13 protein-coding genes are annotated in these 13844 nt (G+C 60.0%); 8 read left to right on the top strand and 5 right to left on the bottom strand.

From position 1 onward, the window contains the following. Positions 1–142 precede the first annotated feature (142 nt). Positions 143–1279 (top strand): alkane 1-monooxygenase, encoded by a 1137-nt coding sequence (locus ACTRWH_RS13040; RefSeq protein WP_269399692.1) that lies wholly within the window; start codon positions 143–145, stop codon positions 1277–1279. Positions 1280–1595: 316 nt separating this feature from the next. Further along, positions 1596–2153: a lactoylglutathione lyase gene (gene gloA, locus ACTRWH_RS13035; protein WP_007155583.1), complete on the top strand. Its 558-nt coding sequence runs from the start codon at positions 1596–1598 to the stop codon at positions 2151–2153. 19 nt (positions 2154–2172) lie between these two features. On the opposite strand, the gene ACTRWH_RS13030 is transcribed toward gloA, so the two are convergent. The 5 genes from ACTRWH_RS13030 to ACTRWH_RS13010 all read right to left on the bottom strand — a co-directional run bounded on the left by ACTRWH_RS13030 (position 2173) and on the right by ACTRWH_RS13010 (position 6408). Further along, positions 2173–3093: an EamA family transporter gene (locus ACTRWH_RS13030; protein ID WP_462826481.1), complete on the bottom strand. Its 921-nt coding sequence runs from the start codon at positions 3091–3093 to the stop codon at positions 2173–2175. Then, positions 3090–3749: an LUD domain-containing protein gene (locus ACTRWH_RS13025; protein WP_462826480.1), complete on the bottom strand. Its 660-nt coding sequence runs from the start codon at positions 3747–3749 to the stop codon at positions 3090–3092. The genes ACTRWH_RS13030 and ACTRWH_RS13025 overlap by 4 nt, the downstream gene beginning before the upstream one ends. Next, positions 3746–5197, bottom strand: coding sequence for a LutB/LldF family L-lactate oxidation iron-sulfur protein (locus tag ACTRWH_RS13020; RefSeq protein WP_228211004.1), 1452 nt, complete (start codon positions 5195–5197; stop codon positions 3746–3748). The genes ACTRWH_RS13025 and ACTRWH_RS13020 overlap by 4 nt, the downstream gene beginning before the upstream one ends. After that, positions 5194–5970 carry a (Fe-S)-binding protein gene (locus tag ACTRWH_RS13015; RefSeq protein WP_041335553.1) on the bottom strand — a complete coding sequence of 259 codons (777 nt, stop codon included), beginning with the start codon at positions 5968–5970 and terminating at the stop codon, positions 5194–5196. The genes ACTRWH_RS13020 and ACTRWH_RS13015 overlap by 4 nt, the downstream gene beginning before the upstream one ends. A 168-nt stretch (positions 5971–6138) precedes the next feature. Next, positions 6139–6408 (bottom strand): ComEA family DNA-binding protein, encoded by a 270-nt coding sequence (locus tag ACTRWH_RS13010; protein ID WP_041335550.1) that lies wholly within the window; start codon positions 6406–6408, stop codon positions 6139–6141. An 802-nt stretch (positions 6409–7210) separates the two neighbouring features. Here ACTRWH_RS13010 and urtA point away from each other — a divergent pair. The 6 genes from urtA to ACTRWH_RS12980 all read left to right on the top strand — a co-directional run bounded on the left by urtA (position 7211) and on the right by ACTRWH_RS12980 (position 13802). After that, positions 7211–8521, top strand: coding sequence for an urea ABC transporter substrate-binding protein (gene urtA, locus ACTRWH_RS13005; protein WP_036209057.1), 1311 nt, complete (start codon positions 7211–7213; stop codon positions 8519–8521). 97 nt (positions 8522–8618) lie between these two features. Then, positions 8619–10217 (top strand): urea ABC transporter permease subunit UrtB, encoded by a 1599-nt coding sequence (urtB, locus tag ACTRWH_RS13000; protein WP_462826478.1) that lies wholly within the window; start codon positions 8619–8621, stop codon positions 10215–10217. A gap of 3 nt (positions 10218–10220) precedes the next feature. Beyond that, positions 10221–11357 carry an urea ABC transporter permease subunit UrtC gene (urtC, locus tag ACTRWH_RS12995; RefSeq protein WP_462826477.1) on the top strand — a complete coding sequence of 379 codons (1137 nt, stop codon included), beginning with the start codon at positions 10221–10223 and terminating at the stop codon, positions 11355–11357. Continuing rightward, entirely contained in the window at positions 11354–12178 is an 825-nt protein-coding gene (urtD, locus tag ACTRWH_RS12990) for an urea ABC transporter ATP-binding protein UrtD (protein ID WP_336146536.1), read from the top strand. The genes urtC and urtD overlap by 4 nt, the downstream gene beginning before the upstream one ends. A gap of 17 nt (positions 12179–12195) precedes the next feature. Next, positions 12196–12894 (top strand): urea ABC transporter ATP-binding subunit UrtE, encoded by a 699-nt coding sequence (gene urtE, locus ACTRWH_RS12985; protein WP_036210205.1) that lies wholly within the window; start codon positions 12196–12198, stop codon positions 12892–12894. Next, positions 12891–13802, top strand: coding sequence for an urease accessory protein UreD (locus ACTRWH_RS12980; RefSeq protein ID WP_462826476.1), 912 nt, complete (start codon positions 12891–12893; stop codon positions 13800–13802). The genes urtE and ACTRWH_RS12980 overlap by 4 nt, the downstream gene beginning before the upstream one ends. Positions 13803–13844 lie beyond the last annotated feature (42 nt).

Here is a 13844-nt window from a genome sequence, read left to right as displayed (position 1 = left end):
AGCGCGATTGGGGCTGTATTGATAAATGCAGTGATTAAAAAGTACCACGGTTTTCTTGACGACTGTTATATTGTAGGACAATAATGCAGTTAACAAGAAGCGATCGCCCAGATCGAAAGCAACAGCCGATGAGGGAAAACACGTGAGTACGAAACCATTAGTCCTGAGCACCGAGTCCGCCCGCCGGAAAGTGCTGCTGACACTCAAGAAATACAGCTACCTGATCGCCATGCTGCCCCTGGCCCTGCCGCCCCTGTTGTTGGCGGCCGGGCAAGCCACCGGATGGATCAACCTGTTCGCCTGGGGCGTACCGGTGGTCGTCTTCGGCATCATCCCCATCCTCGACCTGCTGCTGGGCAAAGACGCCCTCAACCCGGACGAGGAAGCCGATACCCCACGCATGAACACCGAACGCTTCTACAAGTTCATCACCCTGGGCTGGGTTGCCGCCTTTGCGGTGTTGCTGGTGTGGAGCATGTTCGTGCTGGCGTCCGGCCTGTTCAATGTGGCCGGTGGCATCGGCTGGATCTTCTCCGTCGGCATCGTTGGCGGCCTGGGCATCAACGTTGCCCACGAACTCATCCACAAAGACGGCAAACTCGAAACCTGGGCCGGCGGTTTCCTGCTGTCACTGGTCAGCTACGCCGGCTTCAAAGTCGAACACCTGCGCGGCCACCACGTTCACGTCTCCACCCCGGAAGACGCCTCGTCGTCGCGCTACAACCAGTCCCTCTACAACTTCCTGCCCCAGGCCTATGCCCGCAACTTCATCAACGCCTGGAAACTGGAAGCCAAACGCCTCGAGAAAAAAGGCCATAGCGCCCTCAGCTGGCGCAACGAACTCATCTGGTGGTACAGCATCACCGCGCTGGCCTTCACGGCCTTCACCGTCGCCTTTGGCTGGCTCGGCGCCGCGTTCTTCCTCGGCCAGAGCTTCATCGCCCTCAACCTGCTGGAAATCGTCAACTACCTCGAACACTACGGTCTCCACCGCCGCAAACTCGAAAACGGCCGCTACGAACGCACCGGCCCGGAACACAGCTGGAACTCCAACTACTTCCTCACCAACGTCTTCCTGTTCCACCTCCAACGCCACAGCGACCACCACGCCTGGGCGAAACGCCGCTACCAGGTCCTCCGCCACCACGAAATAGCGCCCCAGCTCCCCGCCGGTTACGCCGCCATGGTCGTCCTGGCCATGATCCCGCCACTGTGGAAAAAGGTGATGAACCCGAGGGTAGAGGCGTACTACGAAGGCGAAGAACACCAGTTGGCATGAGTTGAGTCGAAACAAATACAGGAGGCACACGCCTAAAGGCGTTACCTGGAAAGTCAGATCGGTCCGAGCGGGTATGCCCCTCCCAGACCGTGCATTGCCAGGGATGGCAATGCCGAGCCCCCATGGATGGGTTAACGGCGTGTCTGGGAGGGGCATACCCGCTTGGACCAGCCCCCCCAACCATGCAATCAAAAAAGTTTCCAAGGCCCCACAGGTTTTGTGTCTCTGACTGTGGGGCCTTTTTTTGCCCTTGAAATTTCCCCGCAACGCACGCAAGTATAATGGTTGAATCCTGAACCCATAAAAGGGAGCTCCCATGCCCAAACACTTCGAACAAGCCCCCGGCCTGCACGAAGCAACCGTCCCCGAAACCGAAGGCTACGTCTTCAACCAAACCATGATGCGCATCAAAGACCCCGAGCGCTCCATGGACTTCTACACCCGGGTAATGGGCATGCGCCTCGTCAGAAAACTCGACTTCCCGGAAATGAAATTTACCCTCTACTTCCTCGCCTACCTCGACGACCGCCAGGCCAACATGGTCCCCAACGACGACGCTCACCGCACCACCTTCATCTTTGGCCGCGAAGCCATGCTCGAACTGACCCACAACTGGGGCACCGAAAACGATGAAGAGTTTGGCTACCACAATGGCAACGACGAGCCCCAGGGCTTTGGCCACATCGGCGTAGCGGTGCCGGACGTTTACAGCGCCTGCGATCGCTTTGAAAAACTGGGTGTGGACTTCGTCAAGAAGCCGGACGACGGCAAAATGAAGGGCCTGGCGTTCATCAAGGACCCGGACGGCTACTGGATCGAAATCCTGCAGCCGAACATGCTCGAAAAGCAGCGCCGGGTAGAAGAGGAAGAGTAAAACGCCTGGCTCGGCGTTATCAGGCAGTGTCGGGACGACTCCCGGCACTGCTGCGAGAGGCCACGATCACCGCCGCCGTCAGAATCAACGCCCCGGCAATACCGATCATCCCCAATTCCTCACCCAGAATTACCCAGGCAAGCATGGCCACGAACAGCGGCTCCAGGGTCACGATAATGCTCGACAGAGTAGCCGGTGTTGTCTTCATACCGCTGAAGAAACTCACATACCCCAGGCAGGTCGGCACAATACCGATGTAGGCCACCATCAGCCATTGTGAAATGCCCAGGCTCTGTAGCCCGTCAAAACCACCACTCAGCGCAACGACAGGCAGCAGGATCAGCGCGGCGGTAAAAAAGCAGATGAACGCCGTGGTGAACACCGGAGTACCGGTGGACGTGTGCCGGCTGGTCAGCGTAAACCCGGCATACACCAGCGCCGCCAGAACCGCCACCAGGATGCCACCCAGGCGAAGATGGCCAGCACTGTCCATGTCACTGATCACCAGCATTGCGGTGCCGGCAATAGCGGCGGCCAACGCCAGCATTGTCACCACGCCCGGTTTCTCGCCCAGCAGCGGCGCCGCCATGATGGCGACAATCACGGGTGCCAGGCACAGGGCAATCAGCGTTGCGATACCTGCGCCGGTCATATCCACGGCCAGCAGGTAGCTGCCCTGATAGACCGCCTGGAAGAAGCCCAGGGCCACAAGCGGAACCAGAGCTTTATGGGTGAACTTTGGCGGAGAGGTTGCACTTCGAGCGAGTGCGCGCTGCTCCTTCAGCATCAGCCCAAAGAAGAAGGGTAAAGCGACCGCCAGGCGCAGGAAACCCAGTGTCACTGCCTGCAGGTCGGAGCCGGAAAACAGGAATTTTGCCACGATACCCGTGGTCGCCCAGAGCAGGGCGGCCAGGGCAATCAGTAATGCGCCTCGGATCATTCAATAACCAGTACGATGAGTTCCTTGGGACCGTGAACACCGTAAGCGAGAGTTTGCTCGATATCAGCGGTCTTCGAAGGCCCGGAGACTAACAGCGCATTGGTTGGCATGCCAGCGGCCCAGTTCTGGGATTGCATGGCATCGTGGAACGTGGTGTACAACTCACTGGCCTTCAGGATCGCAATATGGATGGGCGGCACCAGGCTCATCAGCCGGGGCTCATCCGCCGTCGGCCAAAGAATCAGTGACCCGGTTTCGGCAATGCCGCCGCGGGTAGAGGTGATGCCGGCGTCCACCTCATTGAACAGTGCTTCCTGCCAGCTTTCGATGGGCTCGTCGTACACCAGCAGTTGCGGCAGGTCCTCGCGGTTTTGGGTGGCGCTTCTCAGGGCCTGGCCGATCTCATGTTCCTTGGCAATCAGCAGGGTCTGGGCGCCGCGGCTCTGAAGGATTTCAGCCAACCGGTCAATCCAGCCGGATTCCGTGGTGCGATGCACTTCGCCGTGAACCGATTCGATGGTCCTTTCGAACATGTCCAGCCGTTCAGCGGTGCTCCAGTCCGGACGATCAAGCACTGAAAAATCGCATTCCGGGGCCGTCAGTTCACCGCCGGTGCGGTTACGCAGGCGCTGGAGAATGGCGTCTCTGGAACTCATTGGCCACGCTCCTTCATCCGTTCGTGCAGGGTTTTGGGCGCCAGTTTTGGCGCGGTGCGGTATTGAGTCCAGGCGCCAATCTTGCCTGGCTGCAGCTTGCGGAATCGTGCGCCCAGGCTTGTGCCCAGGCGATAGAGGCCGGGTTTGGCATGCATCCAGCTCCAGCCCTTCCAGATCATGGCTTCCACGCCACTGCGCTTGGCACCGTGGCCGCGCACCTTGGCCGGATGCAGCTTGTCCCCGTCAACGGATTCCTGGCGCAGCCGCACCAACAGGTCCGGAATCGGGATCTTCACCGGGCAGACTTCGCCGCAGGCGCCACACAGGCTTGAAGCCGTAGGCAGGTGACGGCCCTCATCAAGGCCCACCATATGCGGCATCAGGATTTTACCGATGGGGCCGGGATAGGTGGTGCCATAGGTGTGGCCGCCCACCCGCGTATACACCGGGCAGTGGTTCATGCAGGCGCCGCAGCGGATGCAGCGCAGGGTGTCCAGCAGCTCGTCATCCTGATAGATGGTGGAGCGGCCATTGTCCACCAACACCACGTGAACCTCTTCCGGGCCGTCCATCTCGTTGGCCTTGCGGGGGCCGGAAATCATATTGAAGTAGGTGGTAATGTGCTGGCCGGTGGCGGAACGGGTCAATAGCGCCAGCAGGGCAGTCACGTCTTCCAGGTTGGGCACCACCTTCTCAATGCCGGTCACGGCAATGTGGCAGGGCGGTACGGTAGTGGTCATACGGCCGTTGCCTTCGTTTTCCACCAGGCACAGGGTGCCGGTTTCGGCCACCGCAAAGTTGACGCCGGAAATGCCCACGTCGGCATTACGGAACTTTTCCCGCAACTGCAATCGGGCATTCGCAGTCAGGTATTCCACGTCGTTGGAAAGGTCGGTGCCGGTTTTGTCGTGCAGCAGTTGGGAGATCTCGCCAGTGTTCTTGTGAATCGCCGGCATGATGATGTGCGAGGGTGTTTCTTCCGCCAATTGCACAATGTACTCGCCAAGGTCCGACTCCAGCGCCTCGATGCCCTGTTCCTCAAGGTAATGGTTCAGCTCCATTTCCTCAGAGACCATGGACTTGCCTTTGATCGCCGTCTTGGCGTCCCGCGCCACGCAGATGTCGCGCACGATACGGCAGGCTTCATCACCGTCGGTGGCCCAATGCACAGTAATGCCGTTCTCGGTCAGCTTCTGTTCCAGTTGCTCCAGCAAATCCGGCAGGCTGGCCAGGGCCCGCATGCGAATGTTGGCGCCCAAGTCCCGAAGGGTTTCCAGGTCCCAACCTTCAAAGGCGGATTTGCGCTTGGTCATCAGGCCGTCCATCGCCTTGCGGAAGTTCTGGCGAACCTGCGGGTTGTGGATGGCCGCCCGGGCGCGCGGGTGGAACTCTTTCACATCGATGTGGTGGGCGGAATGGTGTGAAGAGCCGTGTGCTGTCTCGCTCATGACTGTTCACCTCCACTGCTGGTGCGTTCCCAAAGGAAACTCAGAATGTGCTGGCCGGTCACCGGCTTCTGGTTTTTCTCAGCGTACCCGGCGATGTTCATCAAACATCCGCAGTCCGTGGTGACAAACTCTTTGGCGCCGGTGTCCACCAGGGTGTCCACTTTCTCGCTGACCATGGCCCCGGAAATTTCCGGATGGCGCACCGCGAAGGTACCGCCAAAGCCGCAGCATTCCTCCGCTCGAACCTGTTCTACCAGGTTGACGTTTTTCAGTTGCCCCAGCAGTTTGGGGCCGACTTCCGCCACACCCATTTCACGGCGGGCGGAGCAGGAGGTGTGCATGGCTACGGTGGTGGGCTCACCCAGGTCGTCCAGTTTGATGTGGCACACGTTCACCAGAAAGTCCGTCAGTTCCCATACCCGCCCGGCAATTTCAGCGGCCGCGACTTCATCGGAGGTGTCCTTGAACAGCGCCGGGTAATGCTTGCGCATCATGCCGCCACAGGAACCGGAGGGCACCACAATCGGCCAGTCTTCCGGAAACAGCCCGAGTTGGGCGTGGGCGACTGCGCGGGCTTCGTCGTGATAGCCGGAGGTGTAGGCAGGCTGGCCACAGCAGGTCTGGTCTTCAGGGTAGATGACCTGAATGCCTTCCCGCTCCAGCAACTGGATGCCGGCCATGCCCGCGTCGGGATAGAACATGTCGACCAGGCAGGTGCCGTAGAAATAGACCTTGGAAGGTTTGGCCGGGTAAACCTTGATGGGATCAACCATAGTGCCGTCGCTCGCGATTATTATTGTCTCTCTGAGCCACAATAATAGGGCGGGGCCCTGGTAGTTGCCAGGCGACTTTATGGGGAGTCTGCGTGCTCGGAAAACGGGTGGGGTGGTAGCTGGTGACTTGGGAGCGGGCAGTGGCAGCCGGCCACTGCCCGAATAGCGTTATTCGACCGTCAGGCGCTCGGCGTTCTTTTCAACCGTGCGCTCACCAATGCCCTTGACGTTGGTCAGGTCGTTGCTGGACTGGAAAGGACCGTTGGCATCGCGATAGGCCACAATCGCTTCGGCTTTGCTCTGCCCGATGCCGTTGAGACTGGCCAGGGTTTCGATGTCGGCGGTGTTGATGTTGATGGTGGCGGGTTCAGCGTGGGCGAAACCGGTGAACAGGCTGAACAGAAGGACCATCATGGCGATAAAGGGGGTGCGTTTCATGCTTGCGTTGCTCCTGAGAGTGATTTTACGTGTCTGATTATTCGTCAGGACGTAAAAGCGGCGGAGCTGGTTGAATAGAAAAGACGGTAACCGGCGGGATGGGGAAGTGCACGGACAGGAACACATTCCTTATGCTCCTGAGCCCGTGGCTGACCCCATGCCTGATCCTTCAGGCTGCGCAACATCCTGTGCGCGTCTTCCCTGTTGTTCGTCCCTGCTGCCCTGATTCCCTGGGCAACTCCCGATCCCTGGAGTTATCTTCCCTGAGCCAGCTTTCCTTGCCAGCTTCTCATCCTTGACGTTAACCATTCTACATGGGAGCCATTCTCAAGAAATCGGACATTCGCTCCCTTATCTGTGCGATATCTCTTACAGATTTGTAATCAAGCGGACAGGTGAAGGTTGAACGTATGTTCATGCATTTTCTGGATTTTCCCGTTTACAGCTCCGGTGCACGATTAAGGGTCTGGAGCACCAGAGTTGACCATTCTGTTGCCCCATTTTTTGACAATAACCGGAGGCCAGTTGGCATCAGAATAAAAACAATATTTAAAACAACAGGTTATTTTTTAAGTTCATAGAATTGCAGGTTTGTGGGTTTGGCGCATCGTAATAGTGCGCTTAGCGGAGTGGCGATTCATCGTGGTGCATTACTGCTGGTTCGAAAGCCCGGTAAGTGGTTATCAAATGTCATTTAACTGACTGAAAAATAAGGCGTGTTTTTCATTCTGGAACAGCTGATGCAGAGGTGTTGGTGCATTTTGGGGCAATAACACCAATCAATCCGAAAAGGATGCACAACATGACGATTAGAAAACACGTGAAACTGGGCCTGTCAGCACTGGCTCTCTCAATGTCTCTTAACGCAGCGGCCGCCGAAGATCCCATCAAGGTCGGCATCCTCCACTCCCTCTCCGGCACCATGGCCATCAGTGAAACCGTGCTGAAAGACACCGTCGAAATGCTCATCGCCAAGCAGAACGCCGAAGGTGGGGTTCTGGGCCGTGAACTGGAAGCGGTCGTGGTTGACCCTGCCTCCAACTGGCCGCTGTTTGCCGAAAAGGCCCGTGAACTGCTGGCCCAGGAAAAAGTGGACGTGATTTTCGGCAACTGGACGTCTGTTTCCCGTAAATCCGTACTGCCGGTGGTTGAGGAGCTTAACGGCCTGCTGTTCTACCCGGTTCAGTACGAAGGTGAAGAATCTTCCGAGAACGTTTTCTATACCGGTGCCGCTCCCAACCAGCAGGCCATTCCTGCGGTGGACTACCTGATGAACAACATCGGTGTTGAACGCTGGGTGCTGGCCGGTACCGACTACGTTTACCCGCGCACCACCAACAAAATCCTTGAGACCTACCTGATGGACCAGGGCGTGGCCAAGGAAGACATCATGATCAACTACACGCCTTTCGGTCACTCCGACTGGCAGAACATCGTGTCTGACATCAAGCGCTTCGGCTCCGCTGGCAAGAAGACCGCCGTGGTCTCCACCATCAACGGCGACGCCAATGTGCCGTTCTACCGTGAACTGGGTAACCAGGGCATCTCCGCTTCCGACATCCCGGTAGTGGCGTTCTCCGTGGGTGAGCAGGAGCTTTCCGGTATCGACACCGGCCCGCTGGTTGGCCACCTGGCGGCATGGAACTACTTCATGAGTGTGGACAGCGATGCCAACTACGACTTCATCGACCAGTGGATCGAGCACACCGGCAACGAAGAAGCCGTCACCAACGACCCGATGGAAGCTCATTACATCGGCTTCAACATGTACATCGAAGCGGTGAAGAAAGCCGGCACCACCGACGTGGATGCGGTCAAAGACGCCATCGTCGGCGTGAGCGTACCGAACCTCACCGGCGGCTACGCCACCATGATGCCCAACCACCACATCACCAAGCCGGTGCTGATTGGTGAAATCCAGGACAACGGCCAGTTCTCCGTGGTCTGGGAAACCCCGTCTACCGTGGCTGGCGATGCCTGGTCTGACTTCCTGCCGGGTTCCCGTGACCTGATTGCCGACTGGCGCAAGCCGATGTTCTGCGGAAGTTTCAACACTGCAACCGGCAAGTGTGGCGCCTCCGCTGGAGAAATGGCGGCTGAAGAAGCCGAATAAGGCATAGCAGCCAACAGCGCAATACAGACAACCGGGAGCGGCGATGCTGCCCCGGTTGTCGCCCCCGCAACTCGCTTTCAACCGACAGGACACCATCATGAGCATCCTTCGATCGCTCACATTGCTGCTTATCGCCCTGGTTTCCGTGCTCTCGCTTCCGGCCTCCGCCCAGGAAGACGACCCCGGAACGGCCTTGCTGAATAACCTTGCAGAAGCGCCCGCCAGCCGCGTTGAAGAGGCCATCAATGCCATCGTCAGCAGCGGTGATGAAAGAGCCAGGGGCTGGCTCGAAGCTTATGGCAACAACCGCCTGAGCCGGATAGACGACACCGGCCAGGTCGTGATCGTACTGAACAACCGGGGCCGGGACTGGGAAATCGCCAACCCGCTGACCGGAGAGAACATGGGCGAAATGTCCCGCCGCGAGCTGGACCGAATCGCCATCAATAACCGGATACGGGGCCAGCTTGAGGGCATTCTTGCCATGCTGGACCTGAACGCCGCAGACCCTGACGTGCGTGAAGCCTCCGCACAGGACATGATGGGCAAAGTGGACGCTTCCCTGGTCGAGCCGCTGCAAGCGCAGTTGGAACGGGAAGAGAACGCCTCGGTGCGCAACCGCATTGAAGAGGCACTGGCCATTTACAGGGTGGGTGAGGGTAATCTTGAGGCCGTGGACGTGCTGGCCGGCAGTCTACACCCCCGGGCCCGAGCTGCCCTGAACGAAGCCGTGCGCAGCGATAATCCGGCCCTGGCCGACAAGGCCGAGCAGGCCCTCGGCACCATTGAACAGAAACTGAAACTCAACCGCGCCGCCGAAACGCTCTATTTTGGCCTCAGCCTGGGTTCCGTGCTGGTACTGGCCGCCATCGGCCTGGCCATCACCTTCGGCGTGATGGGCGTGATCAACATGGCTCACGGCGAGCTGATCATGCTGGGTGCCTACACCACCTGGGGCATGCAGCAACTGTTGCCGGGCCAGCCTGGCCTGGCGCTGATCCTCTCGATTCCCGCCGGCTTCCTGGTGGCGGCCACTGCCGGCATCATCATCGAACGCAGCGTGATCCAGTTCCTCAAGGGCCGCCCGCTGGAAACCCTGCTGGCCACCTTTGGTATCAGCCTCATCCTGCAGCAACTGGTGCGTACCGTAATCTCGCCCCAGAACCGCACCGTGGTAACACCGGACTGGATGAGCGGCTCGCTGGTGATCAACGACGCGCTCTCCCTGACCCTGAACCGCCTGTACGTACTGGCGTTCGCACTGATCGTCTTCGCCGCGCTGATGATGATCATGCGCAAAACCCGCCTCGGCCTGGAAGTGCGTGCTGTCACCCAGAACCGCGCCATGGCACGCTCCATGGGCATCCGCGCCACCCGTGTGGACATCATGACGTTTGCCCTGGGCTCTGGTGTTGCCGGCCTGGCCGGTGTGGCGCTGTCCCAGCTCACCAACGTCGGCCCCAACCTGGGCCAGAACTACATCATCGACTCATTCATGGTGGTGGTGTTCGGTGGTGTGGGCAACCTGTGGGGCACGCTCATCGCCGGGCTGTCGCTGGGCACCATCAACCAGTTGCTGGAACCCTGGGCTGGTGCCGTACTCGCGAAGATCATTGTGCTGGTCTTCATCATCCTGTTCATTCAAAAACGGCCGAAGGGGCTCTTCCCCCAGAAAGGCCGGGCTGCGGAGGGTTAAGGTATGTGGTTGACTCAACCCTTGCGTGAACGATCCACGCAGATTTTCCTGGGCGTTCTGTTTGCAGCCCTGGCCATCGTGACCTTCCTTCACGTGGCCATGCCAGAAGACAGCGCCCTGTATGTCAGCGCCTACACCGTGACACTGCTGGGCAAATACCTGTGTTACGCCTTGCTCGCGGTGGCTGTGGATCTGGTGTGGGGGTACCTCGGTATCCTCAGCCTGGGCCATGGCGCCTTCTTTGCCATCGGCGGATACGCCATGGGCATGTACCTGATGCGGCAGATCGGCGATCGCGGCACCTACGGCGATCCCATCCTGCCGGACTTCATGGTGTTCCTGAACTGGCAGGAACTGCCCTGGTACTGGCTCGGGTTCGACATGGCCTGGTTTGCCTTCATCATGGTGCTGCTGGCCCCGGGCTTGCTGGCGCTGGTGTTCGGCTTCCTCGCCTTCCGTTCGCGGGTCACCGGCGTGTACCTGTCCATCATCACCCAGGCGCTGACCTTCGCGCTGATGCTGGCGTTCTTCCGCAACGAGATGGGCTTTGGCGGCAACAATGGCCTGACCGACTTCCGCGACATCCTCGGCTTCAACCTGCGTACCGACGCCACCCGTTTGGGGCTGTTCATCGCCACCGGCATCGCCCTGGCCATTGGCTATGTGATCTGCCGCGGCATCGTTACCAGCAAACTGGGCCGGGTCAGCATCGCCTGCCGTGACGCCGAAGCCCGCGCCCGATTCCTGGGCTACCGGGTGGATCGGGTGCAGCTGTTCGTGTTCGTGGTCTCCGCCATGCTGGCGGGTGTGGCTGGCGCCTTGTACGTGCCCCAAGTGGGCATCATCAACCCCAGCGAATTCTCGCCGCTGTTTTCCATTGAGGTGGTGGTGTGGGTTGCCCTTGGCGGCCGCGCAACGCTCTATGGCGCGGTGATCGGCGCGGTACTGGTGAACTACGCCAAAACCGTGTTCACCGGCGTGATGCCGGATGCCTGGCTGTTCGCCCTGGGTGGCCTGTTCGTGCTGGTCACCGTGTTCCTGCCCAAGGGCATCGCCGGCCTGCTGGCCAGCCGCCGCAAGGGCAAACAGGATGAACAGGACACCCCAACCGCCCCATCCACCACGGAGGCGACCGCATGAGCATCATCGAGGAGCTTTCCAACCGCGACCGGGTGTTCGAATTCCTGACCCCGGCGGTCTCCCCCGTGGACACCCGCCACGGGCCGATCCTCTACATGGAAGACGTCAACGTGAGCTTCGATGGCTTCCGGGCCATCAACAACCTCAACATGACCATCGACGACGGCGAACTGCGTTGCATCATCGGGCCGAACGGCGCGGGCAAAACCACCATGATGGACATCATCACCGGTAAAACCGCCCCGGACACCGGTTCGGTCTGGTTCGGCAGCCGTCACAACCTGCTGACCATGAACGAGCCGGAAATCGCCACCCTCGGCATCGGCCGCAAGTTCCAGAAGCCCACCGTGTTCGAGGCCTTAACGGTGTTCGAAAACCTCGAACTGGCCATGGCCACCGACAAGCGGGTGATCCCCACACTGCGGGCCGCCATGAAAGCGGAGTTTCGCGAGCGCATCGACGAAGTGCTGGAAACCATCGGTTTGCAGGAGCTGCGAAACCAGCTGGCGGGCATCCTCTCCCACGGCCAGAAACAGTGGCTGGAAATCGGCATGTTGCTGATGCAGAAGCCGCGCCTGCTGCTGGTGGACGAACCCGTCGCCGGCATGACCGAGCAGGAAATGGAACGCACCGCCGAACTGCTCACCAGCCTCGCCGGCAAGCAGTCGGTTGTGGTGGTGGAGCACGACATGGGCTTCGTGCGCTCCATCGCCCGTAAGGTCACCGTATTGCACCAGGGCAGCGTGCTGGCGGAAGGCAGCATGGACCAGGTCTCCAACGACCCGGAAGTGATCAAGGTGTATCTCGGGGAGGAAGCCTGATGCCAACTGAAAGCCAAATGCTAAAGATCGAAAAACTGAACCAGTTCTACGGCGAAAGCCACACCCTGTGGGAGCTGGAGCTGGACGTGCCCAAAGGCCAGTGCACCTGCGTGATGGGCCGCAACGGCGTGGGCAAAACCACCCTGATGAAATGCGTGATGGGGGAGGAAAGCACCAGCAGCGGCAGCATCCAGTTTGATGGCGGCACCGAACTGACCAAACAGAAACTGGAAGAGCGCTCTCGCCTGGGCATCGGATACGTGCCGCAGGGCCGGCAGATTTTCCCGTTGCTGACCGTGGAAGAAAACCTGCGCACCGGCCTGGCCGTGCGCAAGGACGGCAGCAAGAAAATCCCCGAGCGCATCTACGAACTGTTCCCCGTGCTCAAGGAAATGAAAAACCGCCGTGGCGGCGACCTCTCTGGCGGCCAGCAGCAACAGCTCGCCATCGGCCGCGCCCTGGTGATCGAGCCTCAGTTGCTGATCCTCGACGAACCCGGCGAAGGCATCCAGCCCAACATCGTCGCCCAGATCGGCGAAGTCATCCGCCGGTTGATCAAGGAAGACGGCCTGACGGTGTTGCTGGTAGAGCAGAAACTGCCCTTCGCCCGCAAATACGCCGACCGCTTCGCCATCATGGACCGCGGCCGCCGCGTCGCCGAGGGCGAGATTGCCGAGCTGTCTGATGAACTCATCAAGAAGCACCTGACGGTATGACCGCCTACGAATCGATCGCCCTCAACGCTACCGACGCGGTTCACGACTCCGGCCACCGCTTCGACGCGGACCGGCGCTGGGCCGCCACCCTGGACCTGGCCTTCGACGCCAAGCAGGAGCAGGGCGCGCAGGTTACCCGCATGACCCGCACCCGGTTCAAAGGGCCGTTGCGGGTACAGCGACCGTTCTACCCGGAAGGCAAAACCGGCTGCTGCCACGTGTACCTGCTGCACCCGCCCGGCGGCCTGGTCAGCGGCGATGCCCTGAATATCAATGTGTCCGTCGGCAGTGGCGCGCACACCCTGGTGACCACCCCGGCGGCGGCAAAACTCTACAAAGCCGACCGCAACGGCGTCGCCTGGGCGCAGCACACACACCTGAACGTCGCCAACGGCGGCATCCTCGAATACCTGCCCCAGGAAACCCTCGGCTTCAACGGCTCCCGGGGCGAGCAGACCACCACTATCGACCTGGAAACCGGCGCCAAATGCCTGGGCTGGGAAATCCTCGCCCTGGGCCGCCCGGCCAGCAACCTGCCGTTCGTCACCGGCCACATGGAGCAACGCTTCAGCCTGAGTATGAACGGCAAACCGCTATGGCTGGAACGCCAACTGTTAGACCCCACCCACACCCGTTTCCAAGGCAAATGGGGGCAGGGCGGCGCCACCGTTCAGGCCACCTTGTGGGCCGTCGGTCTGGAAGAGGAAGCCGGCGCAATAGAAGCCATCCGCGAACAACTGCCGGCTTCAGCCCACTGGGCCATCACACGCCGGCGTGGCGTTGTGTTGTTGCGGTACCTGGGTAATGAAAGAAACGAAGCCTGGGATGTTTGCCAGCGGGCCTGGGAGGTACTTCGACCTCTGTTGGCCGGCCAGTCCGCGGTTGTTCCGCGGATCTGGTTGACTTGATGGTTGGTGCGGGAACAGGGCGGGGCGAACCGTCCGGGGCAC

Source organism: Marinobacter sp. G5_S1_61_S3 (genome assembly GCF_054968585.1).
This window is presented reverse-complemented; position numbering and strand designations above follow the sequence as displayed.

Bases quoted from the DNA above. Each gene is read 5' to 3' on its own strand.
- gloA (WP_007155583.1), top strand. From the start codon at position 1,596: ATGCCCAAACACTTCGAACAAGCCCCCGGCCTGCACGAAGCAACCGTC.
- ACTRWH_RS13030 (WP_462826481.1), bottom strand. From the start codon at position 3,093: ATGATCCGAGGCGCATTACTGATTGCCCTGGCCGCCCTGCTCTGGGCG.
- ACTRWH_RS13025 (WP_462826480.1), bottom strand. From the start codon at position 3,749: ATGAGTTCCAGAGACGCCATTCTCCAGCGCCTGCGTAACCGCACCGGC.
- ACTRWH_RS13020 (WP_228211004.1), bottom strand. From the start codon at position 5,197: ATGAGCGAGACAGCACACGGCTCTTCACACCATTCCGCCCACCACATC.
- ACTRWH_RS13015 (WP_041335553.1), bottom strand. From the start codon at position 5,970: ATGGTTGATCCCATCAAGGTTTACCCGGCCAAACCTTCCAAGGTCTAT.
- ACTRWH_RS13010 (WP_041335550.1), bottom strand. From the start codon at position 6,408: ATGAAACGCACCCCCTTTATCGCCATGATGGTCCTTCTGTTCAGCCTG.
- urtA (WP_036209057.1), top strand. From the start codon at position 7,211: ATGACGATTAGAAAACACGTGAAACTGGGCCTGTCAGCACTGGCTCTC.
- urtB (WP_462826478.1), top strand. From the start codon at position 8,619: ATGAGCATCCTTCGATCGCTCACATTGCTGCTTATCGCCCTGGTTTCC.
- urtC (WP_462826477.1), top strand. From the start codon at position 10,221: ATGTGGTTGACTCAACCCTTGCGTGAACGATCCACGCAGATTTTCCTG.
- urtD (WP_336146536.1), top strand. From the start codon at position 11,354: ATGAGCATCATCGAGGAGCTTTCCAACCGCGACCGGGTGTTCGAATTC.
- urtE (WP_036210205.1), top strand. From the start codon at position 12,196: ATGCTAAAGATCGAAAAACTGAACCAGTTCTACGGCGAAAGCCACACC.
- ACTRWH_RS12980 (WP_462826476.1), top strand. From the start codon at position 12,891: ATGACCGCCTACGAATCGATCGCCCTCAACGCTACCGACGCGGTTCAC.